The organism is Mesorhizobium sp. M7A.F.Ca.US.008.03.1.1 (assembly GCF_003997495.1).
GTDB lineage: Bacteria > Pseudomonadota > Alphaproteobacteria > Rhizobiales > Rhizobiaceae > Mesorhizobium.
The window spans coordinates 185712-204154 of record NZ_RZRU01000004.1; the positions used below are offsets into that span (position 1 = coordinate 185712).

The 18443-nt window shown below is 62.8% G+C and carries 12 protein-coding genes; 10 read left to right on the top strand and 2 right to left on the bottom strand.

The window, feature by feature from the left end; all coding sequences use genetic code 11:
- The first annotated feature begins 3 nt into the window (after positions 1-3).
- The 6 genes from glgB (at position 4) to EOA16_RS08895 (ending at position 10386) form a co-directional block, all read left to right on the top strand.
- Complete coding sequence (gene glgB, locus EOA16_RS08870) at positions 4-2217, top strand: 1,4-alpha-glucan branching protein GlgB (protein WP_127257216.1); 2214 nt, start codon at positions 4-6, stop codon at positions 2215-2217.
- A gap of 52 nt (positions 2218-2269) precedes the next feature.
- On the top strand, positions 2270-3535 hold the full coding sequence (gene glgC / locus EOA16_RS08875) for a glucose-1-phosphate adenylyltransferase (RefSeq protein ID WP_127257218.1): 1266 nt from the start codon (positions 2270-2272) through the stop codon (positions 3533-3535).
- A gap of 3 nt (positions 3536-3538) precedes the next feature.
- Positions 3539-4984, top strand: a complete 1446-nt coding sequence (gene glgA, locus EOA16_RS08880) for a glycogen synthase GlgA (RefSeq protein ID WP_127257220.1) — start codon at positions 3539-3541, stop codon at positions 4982-4984.
- Between the two features lie 3 nt (positions 4985-4987).
- On the top strand, positions 4988-6616 hold the full coding sequence (locus EOA16_RS08885; protein ID WP_127257221.1) for an alpha-D-glucose phosphate-specific phosphoglucomutase: 1629 nt from the start codon (positions 4988-4990) through the stop codon (positions 6614-6616).
- 151 nt (positions 6617-6767) lie between these two features.
- Entirely contained in the window at positions 6768-8777 is a 2010-nt protein-coding gene (glgX, locus tag EOA16_RS08890) for a glycogen debranching protein GlgX (protein ID WP_127257223.1), read from the top strand.
- Positions 8764-10386, top strand: a complete 1623-nt coding sequence (locus EOA16_RS08895; RefSeq protein ID WP_127257224.1) for an alpha-glucosidase family protein — start codon at positions 8764-8766, stop codon at positions 10384-10386. Before glgX ends, EOA16_RS08895 begins: the two co-directional genes overlap by 14 nt.
- Positions 10387-10397: 11 nt before the next feature.
- Here the strand turns inward: EOA16_RS08895 and EOA16_RS08900 are convergent, their stop codons facing one another.
- Positions 10398-12179: a TadG family pilus assembly protein gene (locus EOA16_RS08900; protein ID WP_127257226.1), complete on the bottom strand. Its 1782-nt coding sequence runs from the start codon at positions 12177-12179 to the stop codon at positions 10398-10400.
- The gene (locus EOA16_RS08905) at positions 12180-12635 is read right to left on the bottom strand and encodes a TadE/TadG family type IV pilus assembly protein (protein ID WP_164754179.1); all 456 of its coding nucleotides are present in this window, start codon (positions 12633-12635) and stop codon (positions 12180-12182) included.
- Between the two features lie 368 nt (positions 12636-13003).
- Between EOA16_RS08905 and EOA16_RS08910 the strand changes: the two genes are divergently transcribed.
- The 4 genes from EOA16_RS08910 (at position 13004) to EOA16_RS08925 (ending at position 18437) form a co-directional block, all read left to right on the top strand.
- The gene (locus EOA16_RS08910; RefSeq protein WP_127257227.1) at positions 13004-14596 is read left to right on the top strand and encodes a peptide ABC transporter substrate-binding protein; all 1593 of its coding nucleotides are present in this window, start codon (positions 13004-13006) and stop codon (positions 14594-14596) included.
- 163 nt (positions 14597-14759) lie between these two features.
- A complete protein-coding gene (locus EOA16_RS08915) occupies positions 14760-15683 on the top strand; it encodes an ABC transporter permease subunit (protein WP_127257229.1) in 924 nt (307 codons plus the stop codon).
- On the top strand, positions 15676-16800 hold the full coding sequence (locus tag EOA16_RS08920; protein ID WP_127257230.1) for an ABC transporter permease subunit: 1125 nt from the start codon (positions 15676-15678) through the stop codon (positions 16798-16800). Before EOA16_RS08915 ends, EOA16_RS08920 begins: the two co-directional genes overlap by 8 nt.
- A gap of 17 nt (positions 16801-16817) precedes the next feature.
- Positions 16818-18437 carry an ABC transporter ATP-binding protein gene (locus EOA16_RS08925; RefSeq protein ID WP_127257232.1) on the top strand — a complete coding sequence of 540 codons (1620 nt, stop codon included), beginning with the start codon at positions 16818-16820 and terminating at the stop codon, positions 18435-18437.
- The last annotated feature ends 6 nt before the right edge of the window (positions 18438-18443 follow it).

An 18443-nucleotide genomic window follows, 5' to 3' on the forward strand; every position in this document is an offset into this window, starting at 1 on the left:
CTGATGAAGAAGCCGCGCGCGACCGCTGCGACAAGCGGGCCGGACGGACTGGCGCCAGCCAGCGATGTTGCGGCGATTGTTGCCGGTACGCACGGCGACCCGTTCGCGGTTCTTGGCGTCCATGAGGTTGGCAAAAGCCTGTTTGCCCGCTGCTTTGTTCCGAATGCCGAATTCGTCACCGCCTATACGCTGACCGGCATCATCGCGGGTGAATTGTCCAGGCGCGACGATGGCGGCTTTTTCGAAGGCAAGCTCTCGATCAGGAAGCGGCAGCCGCTGCGCTATCACGCGCGCAATGCCGGCGGCGACTGGTGGCTGACCGATCCTTATTCGTTCGGTCCGGTGCTTGGCCCGATGGACGACTACTACATCGCCCAAGGCTCGCACCTAAGGTTGTTCGACAAGCTCGGCGCCCATGTCATCGATCATGAAGGCGCTTCCGGAGTGCATTTCGCCGTCTGGGCTCCCAATGCGCGGCGCGTCTCGGTGGTCGGCGATTTCAACGAGTGGGACGGTCGCCGGCATACGATGCGTGATCGCCGCGACACCGGCATCTGGGAACTGTTCGTGCCCGACATCGGTGCCGGACGACCCTACAAATACGAGATCATCGGCCCCGATGGCGTGAGATTGCCGCTGAAGGCCGACCCGTTCGCCTTCAAATCCGAACTGCGTCCGGCCACCGCTTCGGTCGTGGCCGTGCCGCCGGCGCATGAGTGGGGCGACGAGGCGCATCGCAGTTTCTGGCGCAATGCCGATCACCGGCGCGAAGCCATCTCGATCTACGAGGTCCATGCCGGCTCCTGGCAGCTTCACGACGACGGTACCTTCCTGTCATGGGACGAGTTGGCCGACCGGCTGATCCCCTATGTGGTCGAGACCGGTTTCACCCATATCGAATTCATGCCGATCTCCGAACACCCCTATGACCCGTCCTGGGGCTACCAGACGACCGGCCTCTACGCGCCCTCGGCCCGCTTCGGCGACCCCGACGGCTTTGCTCGTTTCGTCGATGGCGCCCACCGCGCCGGCGTCGGTGTCATCCTCGACTGGGTGCCGGCGCATTTCCCGGTCGACGCGCATGGCCTGGCCAATTTCGACGGCACCGCGCTCTATGAGCATGCCGATCCACGCAAGGGTTTTCATCCCGACTGGAACACCGCGATCTACAATTTCGGCCGCCGCGAGGTGGTTTCGTTCCTCGTCAACAACGCGCTGTTCTGGGCCGAGAAATACCATGTCGACGGTTTGCGCGTCGACGCGGTCGCCTCGATGCTCTACCTCGACTATTCGCGCAAGGCCGGCGAATGGATCCCCAACGAGAAGGGCGGCCGCGAGAACCTCGAGGCGGTCAGCTTCCTGCAGAAGATGAACAAGGAGGTCTACGGCCACCATCCGGGCGTCATGACCGTCGCCGAGGAATCGACCTCATGGCCGAAGGTCTCGGCGCCGGTGCATGAAGGCGGGCTGGGCTTCGGCTTCAAGTGGAATATGGGCTTCATGCACGACACGCTGGAGTATTTCTCCAAGGAGCCCATCTTCCGCAAGCACCACCACAACGACCTCACCTTCGGCCTGACCTACGCCTTCTCGGAAAATTTCGTGCTGCCGCTCTCGCATGACGAGGTCGTGCACGGCAAAGGCACGCTGCTCGGCAAGATGGCGGGCGACGACTGGCAGAAATTCGCGACATTGCGCGCCTACTACGCCTTCATGTGGGGGTATCCCGGCAAGAAGCTGCTGTTCATGGGGCAGGAGTTCGCGCAGCGCCGCGAATGGAGCGAGGCGCGCGCACTCGACTGGAACCTGCTGGAGTTCCGGCCGCATCGCGGCGTCTGGCAGACAGTGCGCGATCTCAACTATCTCTACCGTTCGCGTCCGGCGCTGCATGGCCGCGACTGCGAACCGGAGGGGTTCTCCTGGCTGATCGTCGACGACAGCCAGAATTCGGTTTTTGCCTGGCTGCGCAACGCGCCGGGCGGCAGCCCGGTGGCCGTCATTTCCAATTTCACGCCGGTGCCGCGCGACAATTATCGCGTGCCGTTGCCGACGGCCGGCAAATGGCGCGAAATCATCAACACCGACGCTTCTGAATATGGCGGTTCCGGCAAGGGCAATGGCGGCATGGTCGAGGCGCGGGCGGAAGAAGGAAGCGTCTCCGCGACGATGCTCTTGCCGCCGCTGTCCACGATCATGCTCGAGCTCGTCGCCGACTGAACCCATCGACACTGAGTAACATGTCGAGATCGAGTAACTTGGGAGGGTAGAAATGGCAGACTTGAAACGGACCCAGCCGCTGGCGCGCGATGCCATGGCCTATGTATTGGCCGGCGGCCGCGGCAGCCGCCTCAGGGAACTGACCGACCGGCGCGCCAAGCCGGCCGTCTATTTCGGCGGCAAGACTCGCATCATCGACTTCGCGCTCTCCAACGCGCTTAACTCCGGCATTCGACGCCTCGGCGTCGCCACCCAGTACAAGGCGCACTCGCTGATCCGCCATCTGCAGCGCGGCTGGAACTTCCTGCGGCCCGAGCGCAACGAGAGTTTCGACATCCTGCCGGCCAGCCAGCGCGTCTCGGAAACGCAGTGGTATGAGGGCACCGCCGACGCCGTCTATCAGAACATCGACATCATCGAGGCCTATGGGCCCGAATACATGGTCATCCTGGCCGGCGATCACATCTACAAGATGGACTACGAGATGATGCTTCGCCAGCACGTCGACGCCAATGCCGATGTCACCGTCGGCTGCCTCGAAGTGCCGCGCATGGAAGCCACCGGCTTCGGCGTCATGCATGTCGATGGCAAGGACAATATCATCGCCTTCGTCGAAAAGCCCGCCGATCCGCCCGGCATTCCCGACAAGCCAGAGTTTGCCCTGGCCTCGATGGGCATCTACGTCTTCAAGACCAAGTTCCTGATGGAGCAGTTGCGCCGCGATGCGGCCGAGCCGGGCTCCAGCCGCGACTTCGGCAAGGACATCATCCCCTATATCGTCCAGCACGGTAAGGCGATCGCGCACCGCTTCGCCAAATCCTGCGTCCGCTCGACCGCCGAGAACGAGGCCTACTGGCGCGACGTCGGAACGGTCGACGCCTATTGGGAAGCCAATATCGACCTGACCGATATCACCCCGGAGCTCGACCTCTACGACCGCGACTGGCCGATCTGGACCTATGCCGAATTGAAGCCGCCGGCAAAGTTCGTGCATGACGAGGACGGCCGCCGCGGTTCGGCCATCTCCTCGCTTGTCTCGGGCGACTGCATCGTCTCGGGGGCTTCGCTGAAAAAAAGCCTGATCTTCACTGGCGCGCGCATCAATTCCTATTCGACGCTCGAAGAAGTGGTGATGCTGCCCGACGTTCATGTCGGCCGGAACGCAAAGTTGAAGCGCGTGGTCATCGACCATGGTGTTAGGATACCGGAAGGGCTGGTGGTCGGCGAAGACCCCATTCTCGACGCCAAGCGCTTCCGCGTTTCCGAAAAAGGCATCTGCCTGGTTACGCAGGACATGATCGACAAGCTGGGGCTCTAACGCATGCAGGTTCTGTCGGTCACGCCGGAAATTTTCCCACTCATCAAGACCGGTGGGCTTGCCGACGTGACCGGCGCGTTGCCCATTGCGCTGGCGGCCAAGGGCGTCACCATGCGCACTCTCATTCCCGGGTTTCCGACCGTCATGTCCGCCTTCAAGAAAAAGCGGGCGGTGCTGCAATATCCCTTGCTACAGGGCGGCAAGGCCTCTGTCCATTCCGTCCAGCTCGCCGGGCTCGAGCTGTTCGTGCTCGACGCGCCGCATCTGTTCGACCGTCCGGGCGGCCCTTATGGCAATGCGACCGGCGTTGACTGGCCAGATAATTGGCGGCGCTTCGCAGCACTAAGCCAGGTCGGCGGCGACATCGCCGGCGGCGCCATCTCAGGCTACCAGCCCGACATCGTCCATGCTCACGACTGGCAATCGGCGATGACGCTGGCCTATATGCGTTACGGCAAGGCGGTCGGCGTGCCGTCGATGATGACCGTCCACAATCTCGCCTTCCAGGGCCAGTTCGGCGCCGGCATTTTCGGCGAGCTTGGCTTGCCGGCCGCGGCGATGGCGCTCGACGGCGTCGAATATTATGGCGGCGTCGGCTTCCTCAAGGCGGGCCTGCAGGCCGCCTGGGCGATCACCACGGTGAGCCCGACATACGCGCAGGAGATCCGCTCGGCTGAATTCGGCATGGGCCTCGACGGCCTCATCAACATGCGCTCCAGCGATCTCTACGGGATCGTCAACGGTATCGACACCGGGATCTGGGATCCCGAAACCGACAAGCATCTGGTCTCCCCCTACACGGCCGGGACGCTGAAGGCGCGGGCGCCCAACAGGGCCGCTGTCGAGGAGCGTTTCAGCCTCGATCGCGACGACAGCCCGATCGTCTGCGTCGTCAGCCGCCTGACCTGGCAAAAGGGCATGGACATACTGGCGCAGGTGATCGACGGCATCGTTGCCACGGGCTCGCGCCTGGCCATCCTGGGCTCGGGCGACGCCGGTCTCGAAGGTGCGCTGCTTGCCGCCGCCGCCAGACATCGCGGCCGCATCGGCGTCGTCGTCGGCTACGATGAGGGGCTATCGCACATCATGCAAGGCGGCTGCGACGCCATCGTCATCCCCTCGCGCTTCGAACCGTGCGGGCTGACGCAGCTTTACGGCCTGCGCTATGGCTGCGTGCCGGTGGTTGCCCGCACCGGCGGCCTGGCCGATACGGTCATCGATGCCAATGAGGCCGCCGTTTCGGCCGGCGTCGCCACCGGCTTCCAGTTCGCGCCCAACAATGGCGGTGCCTTGCTGCACGCCATCCGCCGCCTCGTCGACGCACACGCCAGTCCGGCCGTCTGGGAATCGCTGCAGCGCCAGGGCATGAAGGCCGACGTGTCGTGGGACAAGAGCGCGGACAAATACGTTGAACTCTATCGCTCGCTGCTTTCGAAAAGGGTTGCCTGAAGCATGATACGGACCGTCCCCACCAAACCCTACCCCGATCAGAAGCCTGGCACGTCGGGCCTGCGCAAGAAGGTGCCTGTCTTTCAGCAGGAGCACTATGCCGAGAATTTCATCCAGTCGATCTTCGACGCGCTCGACGGTTTCCAGGGCAAGACCCTGGTGATCGGCGGCGATGGCCGTTTCTACAACCGCGAAGTCATCCAGAAGGCCATCGCCATGGCAGCCGCCAACGGCTTCGGCAAGGTGATGGTCGGGCAGGGCGGCATCCTGTCGACGCCGGCCGCCTCGCATGTCATCCGTAAATACAAGACCTTCGGCGGCATCATTCTGTCGGCCAGTCACAATCCGGGCGGCCCGCATGAGGATTTCGGCATCAAATACAATGCCGGCAATGGCGGCCCGGCGCCGGAAAAGCTGACGGACGCGATCTTCGAAAAGACCAAGACGATTTCGAGCTTCAGAACCGCCGACATCGATCCGATCGACATCGACACGATAGGCGCGGTCAAGGCCGCCGGCATGACGGTCGAGATCATCGACCCGGTCGCCGACTATGCCGAGCTGATGGAAAGCCTGTTCGATTTCGACGCCTTGCGCAAACTGTTCAAGTCGGGTTTCCGCATGCGCTTTGACGCCATGCACGCGGTGACCGGGCCCTACGCCAAGGAAATCCTGGAAAACCGGCTTGGCGCGCCCAACGGCACCTGCCGCAATTTCAAGCCGCTGCCGGATTTCGGCGGGCACCATCCGGACCCGAATCTTGTCCACGCCAAACACCTCTACGACGAGATGATGGGGCCGGATGCGCCGGATTTCGGCGCCGCCTCGGATGGCGACGGCGACCGTAATTTGATCATCGGCAAGGGCATTTTCGTCACCCCGTCGGATTCAGTCGCCATGCTCGCCGCCAACGCCCGCCTGGCGCCCGGTTACAAGGCCGGGCTGAAGGGCATAGCCCGCTCGATGCCGACCAGCGGCGCGGCCGATCGTGTTGCTGAAAAACTCGGCATCGGCATCTATGAGACGCCGACCGGTTGGAAGTTCTTCGGCAATCTGCTGGATGCCGATATGGCGACGATCTGCGGCGAGGAGAGTGCCGGCACTGGCTCCAACCATGTCCGCGAAAAGGACGGCCTGTGGGCGGTGCTTTTGTGGCTCAACATCCTTGCCGCGCGCGGCGAAAGCTGCAAGCAGATCGTCACCGAGCACTGGGCGACCTACGGTCGCAACTACTATTCGCGGCACGATTATGAAGAGGTCGAGAGCGACCGGGCGAACGCGCTGGTCGACGAACTGCGCGCCAAACTCGGCTCATTGCCGGGCACCAGCGTGCGCGGCATGACAATCGCCAGCGCCGACGATTTTGCCTATCACGATCCGGTCGATGGCTCGACCAGCGAGCACCAGGGCATCAGGGTGCTGTTTGAAGGTGGTTCGCGCGTGGTCTTCCGGCTGTCCGGCACCGGCACGTCGGGCGCGACGTTGCGCGTTTATATCGAGCGCTACGAGCCGGACAAGTCGAGGCACGATCTCGATACCCAGGCCGCCCTTGCCGATCTGATTGCCGCGGCCGATGATATTGCCCGGATTCACAGCCATACCGGCCGCCCCAAGCCAAGCGTGATTACTTGAGAGTGGCTGTGGCTTCACCCTCCCCCTTGTGGGGAGGGTCGATCCGCGTAGCGGATCGGGGTGCTCATAAAGCGCTTTCCCCGCGCCGCCCCCCAGCCCGCTCACTTCGTTCGCGACCCTCCCCACGGGGGGGAGGGTGGAGAACGCGCGCATGACCCCACTCGGTGCCACCATCACCAGCGAAGGAATCCGCTTTGCCGTGTGGTCGCAGGCCGCCTGTCGGCTTTGGGTCTCGATCTTCGACGAGCAGGGCAAGCGGGAAATCGAACGGCTCGAGCTGCAGCCGGAAGGCGAGGGCGTCCATGCGCTGTTCGTCGCGGGCCTTGGCCAGGGCATCCGCTACGGCTTTCGCGCCGATGGCGACTACGCGCCGGAGCGCGGGCTGTGGTTCGATCCCGCCAAGCTCCTGACCGATCCTTATGCCGTCGAGATCGACAGGTCCTACACCTATGACTGGCGGCTGGCTCAACGCCGGAGCGAGGGGGCCGATACAGCGCCGCTGATGCCGAAGGCGATTGCCGCTGCGCTGCAGAAGCCGGTGCAGGCTGCGCCGCCGCTATTCCAGCCGGGGGGCCTGATATACGAAGTGCCGGTGCGCGCTTTCACCATGCTGCATCCGGATGTTCCGGAAAAATTGCGTGGTACCATTGCCGCTCTCGCTCATCCGGTGATTATCGAGCACCTGAAAAAACTCGGCGTTGGCGCGGTCGAACTGATGCCGGTGACCGCCTCGATCGACGAGCGGCATTTGCCGCCGCTCGGGCTGCGCAACGCCTGGGGCTACAATCCCGTGACGTTCATGGCCCTCGATCCGCGCCTGGCGCCGGGCGGCATCATGGAATTGCGAAACACGGTCGCTGTGCTGCGCCAGGCCGGTATCGGCGTCATCCTCGACCTCGTCTTCAACCACACCGGCGAGAGCGACAGGCTTGGGCCCACGTTGTCGCTGCGCGGCCTCGACAATCAGGCCTACTACCGGCACACATCAGACGGCAGGCTGGCCAACGACACCGGCACCGGCAACACGGTCGCTTGCGACCATCCTGTCGCTAGGGAAATGGTCCTCGACACGCTTCGCCATTTCGTCAGGGATGCCGGCGTCGATGGCTTCCGCTTCGACCTCGCTCCCATTCTGGGGCGGGTCGAGGGCACATTCGATGCCGAGGCGCCGCTGCTGAGGGCGATGCGCGACGATGCGCTGCTGGCCGATCGCGTGTTGATCGCCGAGCCGTGGGACATCGGTCCGGACGGCTATCAGCTCGGCAATTTCCCGCCGCCCTTCCTCGAATGGAATGACAAGTATCGCGACGATGTCAGACGCTTCTGGCGCGGCGACGCCGGCATGGTCGGCGCCCTGGCGACCCGGCTCGCCGGTTCGTCCGATGTGTTTGCCGCGAACAGCCAAGGCGCCAGCCGCACGGTTAATTTCATCGCCGCCCATGATGGCATGACGCTCGCCGATATCGCGCGCTACCAGCGCAAGCACAACGAAACCAATGGCGAGCAGAACCGCGACGGCCACAATGAAAACCTGTCCTGGAACAACGGCGTGGAAGGGGATGCAAACGACCCGGCCGTGTCGGCGGCTCGCCTCAACGATCAGCATGCCTTGCTCGCCACGCTGTTTGCCTCACGCGGCACCATCATGCTGACGGCCGGCGACGAATTCGGCCGCACCCAGCAGGGCAACAACAACGCCTATGCGCAGGACAACGAGATCACCTGGCTCGACTGGGCCGGCCGCGACCAGGCGCTGAAGCGCTACACGGCGGAACTCTCGAGGCTGCGCCGGTCGATGCCGGCGCTTTCCGACACAAGCTTCCTCACTGGCCAGCCACCGGCAGGTTCGGAGATACCGGACGTCGCATGGCTGACCGAGACAGGCGCGCCGCTCGATGAACAGAGTTGGCAGGATTCGCAGCGGCACCGCCTGGTCATGATCCTGGCCGCCGAGGACGACCGCCGTCTTGCGGTGCTTATCAACGGCGATCGCCGGGCCTGCATGTTCACCTTGCCTGAAAGAGACGGATTCTTCTGGGCTCCAGCTACCGAAGCGCCGGATGCGGCGGATATCTCGCGGCCAATATCCGGGCGGACGATGATCTTCATGATCGAACGAGCGCAGGCCGGCACAAGGGAGCAGCGCAATGGCGGCGAGTGACAAGACCGGATGGTGGCGCGGTTGCGTCATCTACCAGATCTATCCGCGCTCCTTCCAGGACACGACCGGCGATGGCAGCGGCGATCTCGCCGGTATCACGTCGAGGCTCGCCCATGTCGCCTCGCTTGGTGTCGACGCCGTTTGGCTGTCGCCTTTCTTCAAGTCGCCGATGGCCGATATGGGCTACGACGTGTCGGACTACTGCGATGTCGATCCGATGTTCGGCACGCTCGAGGATTTCGATGCGCTGGTCGCCGAGGCGCATCGTCTCGGCCTGAAGATCGTCATCGACCAGGTGCTGTCGCATTCATCCGACAGGCACGACTGGTTCGTCGAAAGCCGCGCCAGCCGCGATAACCCCAAGGCCGACTGGTATGTCTGGGCCGATACCAAGCCCGATGGCGGCGCGCCCAACAACTGGCTCTCCGTCTTCGGTGGCCCTGCCTGGGAATGGGATTCGACCCGCCGGCAATATTACATGCACAATTTCCTTGCCTCGCAGCCCGATCTGAATTTCCACAATCCGGAGGTCCAGGACGCGCTTCTCGACACGGTGCGCTTCTGGCTGGAGCGCGGCGTCGACGGTTTTCGGCTCGATACGGTCAACTACTATGTCCACGACCGCTGGCTGCGCAGCAATCCGCCCCTGGCGTCGAGCGTCGCCGGCACCAACGGCGAGACCAACACCTACCTCTACCAGGAGCATCTGTTCGACAAGACGCAACCGGAAAACCTGGCATTCCTCCGTCGCTTCAGAGCCTTGCTCGATGAGTACGAGGATCGGGCGGCGGTTGGCGAAATCGGCGATGAAGGCCGCTCGCTGCAGACGCTCGCGGCCTATACCTCAGGCGGCGACAAGCTCCACATGTGCTACACCTTCGACCTGCTCGGTCCGCAGTTCTCGGCCGCGCATGTGCGTGGCTGTGTCCAGGCCTTTGAAAGTGCAGTTGCGGACGGCTGGGTCTGCTGGGCGTTCTCCAACCATGACGTGGTGCGCCATGTCAGCCGCTGGACAAGGCCTGACAGCGATCCCGATGCGGTCGCAAGATTCTCGATCATGCTGCTCACCTGCCTGCGCGGCTCGATCTGCCTCTATGAGGGCGAGGAGTTGGGTCTGGAGGAGGCGGAGCTGGGCTATGAGGATCTGCGCGATCCCGTTGGCATCCGCTTCTGGCCGGGCGTCAAGGGCAGGGATGGGTGTCGCACGCCGATGGTCTGGGAAGCCGGCGCCGACAACGCGGGCTTCTCCACTGGCAAGCCGTGGCTGCCGATCCCGGCCAGCCATCGCGCCCGCGCGGTCGATGTCCAGAATGCCGACACGGCCTCGGTGCTCGCGTCCTATCGGGCTGCGCTGGCCTTGCGCGGGGAGCATGAGGCGCTGGTATCAGGCTCGATCCGCTTTCTCGACGCCGAGGGTGACCTGCTTGCTTTCATTCGCGAGGGCGGCGGCGAAAGACTGCTCTGTGTCTTCAATTTCGCCGGGGGACCGGCCAGTTGGCCGTTGCCCGGGGACATCGGAGCGGTTGCGCAGCTTGATGGCGATGCCGCGGTCGTCGGGGCCGAGCTTTTGCTGCCATCGCTTGGAGTCTTTTTTGGCAGGCTCGACTGATATCGCGACCGTTACTGCACCAGCACGGCACGTCCGCAAACCGCGCCTGTGACCCGTACATCGGCCTCGCCGAGATGCACGCCGAGCGTTTCGAGCAGATTGTAAAGCAATGTGTCGACTGGTGCGGTCACGGTTTTCAAGAGCGTCGTCACCGCAGGTTTCACTGCGCCGAGCAGGGCGGTTACGTCAAGCCCGAGGATACCCAGCGCGTTGACGGAGAGCGACAACTTGTCGACCAGTGATGTTGTCAGCGTCTGAGTCAGGTCCCGTGTCGGCGTCGTCTTGATGGTTTTGGCGGCGATCTCGGTTTTGTTGAAGACCAGGTTGGTCGGGCTGACGTTGGTGATGTCGGCACCCGCCGACCCCTTCACCAGTATTAGCGGGATTTTTAGCAGCAACAGATTGAGGCTGACATCCGCTATGTTGGCGTCGGAGAACGACTGCGGGTTGCTGAAATCGGCGAAGGCGGTGGGGCTGTTATCGGCATCGCTGGCGGCAAGGTTTACCGCGGCGACGCCGGGCTTCGCGGCAATGGTAACCTTCAGGCTGTCGGGGCCGGTCGGGCAGCTGATGTCGGTCAGCTTGGCCTCGGCGTAGGCCACTTCGACATTCAGCGGCAGCTTGACCGACAGCAGGCTGATACCCCCGCCCAGGTTTGGATTGCCGACGCCGACCGTGACCAGCAGCTTGATGCGCGTTTGCGCGGTGCGCACTACGGTGCCTGCTTCTCCAACTGCCAGCCATGGCGAGGACTGCGGAGGTTCGCCGATGGCGATGGCGAGCGTGGTCGACAGCACCCCCGGAATGGTGGCGCCGAGGGCGACGTCGACCTGCTTCGAACCGTTTGCCAGTCCGGCGGCGGCCGTCAGCATTCCCAAGGCGCTCGCGTCGACGCCAAGGCCGGCCGGCTTTTGGCCGAGGCCCAACTTGCCGACGGAGCCGAGATCGACCAGATGACTGAGCGGAATCTGGACCGTACTGGTCGACTTGGACGCGATCGTCTGCAGGGCGACCTTGGCCGTGTTGCCAAGCCCGGGCACATTGGCCATGGCCGTGGCGATCTGGCCGACGGTCGCCTTCGATGCCAGCACATCCGAATACGACACGCCGGTCAGGTTCAGCTGTGTGGCAAGGCCGTCCACGAAGGAGAGAACGCTCACATCCGCTGAGATCAGCGCGTTGTAGTCCATGACGCTGAGCGAGATGTTGCTGCCGAGAAGTCCGCCGAGAAGCGCGTTGAGGATACCGCCATCGAGGCTGGCGAGCCTCGATCCGACCGAGAACGTCGCCTGCGGCGTCATGCTGGCGGTGGCTTGGGTGCCGATGACGGGAGTGGGGATCAGCGAACTCGCGAAATAGCGGGCAGGGACCTTCTTCAGGGTGACACGGACCGCATTGTAGGGGGTTATGCTGGCCTGGAAACGCTGGCCCACATTGGCGCCGGATGCCACATATCGCCCGGGCGTGACCGTTACGACGGTTTTGCCGACCGCCGGCTCGATCGTCTGTCCCGAGCTTTGAACGACAACCCCTGGCATGCCGTTGTCGGTCAGCGTGGTGACAACCGCTGTGTTGACATTGGTCATGTTCGAGGCGGCGGTGATCGCCGCCAGGTCCACCATTGCCTGGGCTTCGCGGCGCTCGGTGTAGATCGAGGCTTCGTCGATTGCCACCGCGGCAAGCGCCAGCGCCACCGGCGCGCTCAATGCTGCCATGACGGTGAAGTTCGCTTTCCTGTCACTCAGCATCAACCGGGCAAGCCGACCGATCTTGTTGCACGCATGCAGCAGCATTCAGATGCCCCCGACCCTGATCGTTGACTGGCGCTTGATCGTGGTTCCGGGCATGGCTATGCCCGGGAAAAGGTTCCAGATCGGCAGGTTGCGGGCGTCGTACTGGATGGCCACCACGAACTGGCTCCCATCGGCCGTGCTGTCGTTGGCCTGGTAGGTCAACTTGCTGACATCCACGAAGGGATATCCACCGGCATTGTTGGTGACGAAGCTGGCCACGAGCGTCTGGCGCTCGGTCTGGTTCAGCCCGGCAATCGCCGTGCGGGCCGCATCCGCCGCTATCTGCTGGATCGAGTTTGCGGCGCCGAAATATATACCGTATGCAACCATTCCGAGTAGCAGAAGGATGAAGATCGGCGAGAGCAAGGCGAATTCAACCGCGGAAGTTCCACGTTCTTCTTGGAATCTTCGCACCAATTGAGAGATTTTGGGCAATTTACTTGCTCCGTTGCTCATAGCCGCCACGCTTCTGAGATCGAACTGTATAGAAGGCAATCATAATGTAACCTGTGGTTGCTTAAGAACGCATTAAGACATTCCGGCAAACTGGCGCGGCTCCGATTCGCGATGAAAAAAAGGATCGAGGTGAAGAAACCACGTCAAGCTTTTGGGTTCGGCTGGTGTTTCAGCGGCCACGCCATAGCTTTCGTCCGCCTTACTTTGGGTGACCCACAGAGTCTGTTGAAATAAAAATTCTCCGCGTTAGTGTCTGGGCACGAGCCGCAGGACGGGAACCAGCGGCGCGCTCAAAGGGGTCAGATATCGGCTCCGGGGCGTCAACACTTAAAAGGCGCGCCGACGGCAGCGCCGACAGGGAGAACTTCATGCTGAAAAACATGCTGAAGGCGACGGTGTTCGCCACGACGATGGCTTTGGCGGCCGGCACGTTCTACACACCGGCTTTCGCCGAGACCGTCTACAACAGAGGCAGCGCCGCCGAAGCGGAGACAGTCGATCCTCACAAGACCTCGACCGTTTACGAAGCCGATGTCATACGCGACCTGTTCCAGGGCCTGGTCATGCATGACCAGAAAACGAACCTCATTCCGGGCGCGGCCGAAAGCTGGACGGTGTCCGACGACGGCACTGTCTACACCTTCAAGCTGCGCAAGGACGGTCTCTGGTCGGATGGCAGCCCGGTGACGGCGGATGACTTCGTCTATTCGTTCCGTCGGCTGGAAGATCCGGCCACCGCTGCCGAATACGCTTCGATGCTCTATCCCGTGAAGAACGCCGAGGAAGTCAACACCAAGAAAGGCAAGCCCGAGGATATGGGCGTCAAGGCAATCGACGCCAACACCCTGGAAGTGACGCTGAAGGCGCCGACGCCTTACTTCCTGGAGATGTTGACCCACCAGGCCACCTATCCGGTCAACAAGGCCTCGATCGAAAAGCTCGGCGCCGACTGGATCAAGGCGGGCAATCTCGTTTCGAACGGCGCCTACACACTGGCCGAGTGGATTCCCAACGACCACATGAAGCTGGTCAAGAATCCGAAATTCTGGGACGCCGCGACCGTCAAGATGGACGTCGTCAACTATATCCCGACCGAAGACCGTTCATCGGCGATGAAGCGCTTCGAAGCCGGCGAACTCGACAGCTACGGCGACCTGCCGACCGAACAGCTCGCTGACCTCAAGACCAAGTTCGGCGATCAGGTCCGCGTCGGACCGTATCTCGGCACCTATTACTATGCGATCAAGACCGACAAGGCGCCGTGGGACAATGTCGAGCTGCGCAACGCCATCTCGATGGCGATCGACCGCGACTTTCTCGCCGAGAAAGTCTGGCAGAACTCGATGCTGCCTGGCTATTCGATGGTGCCTCCGGGCATTGCGGGCTACACGCCGGCAATGGCCAAATATGCCGACATGCCGCAGATCGACCGTGAGGACGCCGCCAAGAAGATCCTCGAGAAACTCGGCTATACGCCCGAGCATCCGCTGAAGATGGAAATCCGCTACAACACCTCGGAAAACCACAAGAACACCGCGGTTGCCATCCAGGAACAGTTGAAGCCGCTTGGCGTCGAGATCACGCTGCTCAACACCGACACCAAAACCCACTACTCCTTCCTCGAGCAGAAGGGCAACTACGACGTGGCGCGTGCCGCCTGGATCGCCGACTACAAGGATCCCGAGACCTTCCTCGGCATTACCCGCAAAGCCAGCGGAAACAACTATTCGAGCTACGTCAGCCCTGCATATGAAGCAGCCATGGACAAGGCCGCGGCTGCTGGCGGCAAGCCAGAAGAGCGCATGAAGGACCTCACCGAGGCCGAGCGCATCCTTGTCGATGACGTCGGCAACATTCCGCTTCTCTACTACAGCTTCCACGATATCGTTTCCTCGAAGCTGCATGGCTTCGATGACAACGTGATGGACATCCATCCGTCGCGCTTCGTCAGCAAGGACTAACCCTGGCCAAAGCCACCGCGCCCTCCAGGCGCGGTGGCGATGGTTTGCCATCGCACCGGCCCGGGTATCGGAATTCGATTTCGGCAATGTCGGTGCGAAGATTTGAAAGCTGGAGCGCGGCCGTCCAACTCGAGCGCGCGGCTCTGGATCAAGCGGGGCACCGATGCTGCGATACGTATTACGGCGGCTTCTGACCGCCATTCCAACGCTGTTCGTCATCGTGACAATGGCGTTTTTCCTGATGCGCATCGCGCCGGGCGGTCCATTCAACCAGGAGCGGGGGCTTAGTCCCGAGATCAGGGCCAATCTCGAAGCCCAGTTCGGGCTCAACGATCCGCTCTGGCTGCAATTCGTCCACTATCTCGGCAATCTGTTGCGCGGCAATTTCGGTCCGAGCTACAACATGCCGGATTTCACCGTCACCGAACTGTTCGCCAAGGGGCTGCCCATTTCGGTTCAGCTCGGCGCCTCGGCGCTCGTCCTGGCGCTGCTGCTCGGTTCGGTGCTCGGCACCATTGCGGCGCTTAACCAAAACAAGCTTGGCGACTATACGGTGATCGCGCTGGCGACGGCCGGCAGCACCATCCCAACCTTCGTCATCGCGCCGGTGATCCAGCTCCTGTTCGGGCTGACCTGGAGGCTGCTGCCGATCGGTGGGTGGGGCGATGGCGCTTTCATCAACAAGGTCGGTCCGGTGCTGACGATCGCTCTGCCGCAGATCGCGATCGTCGCCCGGCTGATGCGTGGCTCGATGATCGAATCCTTGCGGTCCCACCACATCCGCACGGCGCGCGCGCTCGGCCTGTCCGACTGGTCGGTGGTGGTCAAGCACGCGCTGCGCGGTGCCATCCTGCCGATCGTCTCCTTCACCGGTCCGGCGGCGGCGGCATTGCTGACCGGCTCGGTCATCGTCGAGACGATCTTCTCCATTCCGGGCGTCGGCCGCTATTTCGTCGATGCCGCGCTCAACCGTGATTACACGCTGGTGATGGGAACGGTGGTGGTGATCGCCATCTTTACCATTGTCTTCAACCTGATCGTCGACGTCATGTACGCGGTCGTCGATCCGAGGGTGCGCTATGACTGACATCGCAGCCACAGCCGCCTCCACCGTCATCGGCCGTTCGCTCTGGGGGGATGCCTGGGCGCGGCTCAAGGCCAATCGCGCCGCCATGTTCAGCCTGTATTACCTTGCCCTGATCGGTGTCATCAGCGTGTTCGGGCCGTGGTTCGTGCCGCATCAATACACCACCATCTATGCCGACTACGTGCGCATGCCGCCAAGCCTGTCAGCCTATCCGAAGGCCGACATGATCGAGACGGCGCTCACCGAAGCGATCAAGCGCATGCGGGTCGACATCAAGGAATGGCGGCAGGAAGGCAACCAAGTCTTCGTCACCGTCAAGTCAACCAGGCCGATCGACGACCGCAACATCCGCTATCTCGACCGCTCCGATGCCTTTGACGGCACCAGGATCGAGAGCAAGTCGCCCGACGGTCTCGAAGTGACGATGAGCGCCTCGATCAAGCAGCAATATTTCCTGTTCGGCACCGACAACACCGGCCGGGACCTGTTGTCGCGCACGCTGATGGCCGGGCGCATATCGCTGGCCATCGGCCTGCTCGCGGGCGTCGTGGCGGTGGTCATCGGCGTGGTCTACGGGGCCGCTGCCGGTTTTGCCGGAGGCAAGGTCGACGAGGTGATGATGCGCATCGTCGACGTGCTCTATTCCTTGCCTTTCATCTTCTTCGTCATCATGCTGGTGGTGTTCTTCGGCCGCAACTTCGTGCTGATGTTCCTGGCGGTCGGCGCCGTGCTGTGGCTCGACATGGCGCGCATCGTGCGCGGCCAGGCGCTGTCGATCCGCCGCCAGGAATATGTCCAGGCGGCGGAAGCCATGGGTGTCGGCCAGCGCGGCATCCTGCTGCGCCACGTCATCCCCAACCTGCTCGGCCCGGTGGTCATCTACATGACGCTGCTGGTGCCGCAGGTCATCATCCTGGAAAGCTTCCTGTCGTTTCTCGGGCTCGGCGTGCAGGAGCCGATGACCAGCTGGGGCGTGCTGATCTCGGTTGGCGCCAAGAACATCGGCACCGCCAACTGGCTGCTCCTGTTTCCCGCCTTCTTCCTCGTCTCGACGCTGTTCGCGCTGAACTTCGTCGGCGACGGCCTGCGCGACGCACTGGACCCAAGAGATCGATAAAGATGGGGATCGCTAAGATGGCTGCTTCCGAAACGATCCTCAGCGTCAAGGACCTGCGCGTCCGCTTCCGCACGCTTGACGGCGCCGTCGAGGCGGTCAAGGGCATCAACATCCACGTCAATGCGGGCGAGACCGTTGCCGTGGTTGGCGAATCCGGATCCGGCAAGAGCCAGACGATGATGGCGGCGATGAGCCTGCTGGCATCGAATGGCGAAGCGACAGGCAGTGTCGACTATCGCGGCCGCAACCTTCTGACTCTGAGCAAATCCGAACTCAACAAGGTCCGCGGCGCCAAGATCAGCATGATCTTCCAGGAGCCGATGACCTCGCTCGATCCGCTCTATTCGATCGGCAACCAGTTGATCGAACCGATCCGACGGCATCGGGGCCTAAACACCGCAGAGGCGCACGAAGAGGCGCTCAAGCTTTTGCGGCTGGTGCATATTCCAGATCCCGAGCGGCGGATGAAATCCTATCCGCACGAAATGTCCGGTGGCCAGCGCCAGCGCGTCATGATCGCCATGGCGCTCGCCAACGATCCCGACATTCTCATCGCCGACGAGCCGACGACGGCGCTCGACGTGACCATACAGGCGCAGATCCTGATGCTTCTGGCCGAATTGCAGCGCAAGCTCGGCACGGCGATCGTCTTCATCACCCACGATCTTGGCATCGTCCGCCGCTTTGCCGATCGGGTCTATGTCATGCGCCAGGGCGAAGTTGTCGAGGAGGGCGAGGCCGAAGCCATCTTCGTCAACCCACAGCATGCCTACACGAAAATGCTGCTGGCGGCCGAGCCGACCGGCAGCAAGGCGCCGCCGCCCGCCAATGCTCCAGTGTTGCTCGAAGGCAGGAATGTCGAAGTGACGTTCAGGATCGGCGGCGGGTTTCTTGCTGGTGAACCGCTGATGCTGCGTGCCGTCGATCACATTTCCATCCGGCTGCAGCGCAACCAGACCATCGGCATCGTTGGTGAATCCGGCTCGGGCAAGTCGACCCTCGGCCGCGCCTTGCTGCGGCTGTTGCCGAGCGACGGGCTCATCCGTTTCGGCGATCGCGACATTTCCCAAGCCGACCGGCAGGCGATGCGGCCGCTGCGGCGCCAGATGCAGCTCGTCTTCCAGGACCCGTTCGGCTCGCTGTCGCCGCGCATGACCGTCGGCCAGGTCATCACCGAAGGACTTCTGGTGCATGAGCCTGATCTTTCGGGCAAGCAGCGTGATCAACGCGCGGTCGAGGCCTTGCGCGAGGTCGGCCTCGACCCCAACGCGCGCAATCGCTACCCGCACGAATTCTCCGGCGGCCAGCGGCAGCGCATTGCCATTGCCCGCGCCATGATCCTCAAGCCCAGGCTGGTGGTATTGGATGAGCCGACCTCTGCGCTCGATCGCTCTGTGCAGAAACAGATCGTCGAACTGCTGCGCAAGCTGCAGGCGGACCACGAACTGTCCTATCTCTTCATCAGCCACGATCTGTCGGTGGTGCGCGCCATGGCCGACTACATCATCGTCATGAAGCAGGGCAAGATCGTCGAGGAGGGACCGACCGAGGCGATCTTCAGCAATCCGCAGCACGTCTACACACAGACGCTGATGGCCGCCGCGATCGACGTGACGCGATTTCGCCTGAGCGCCTGAACCGGG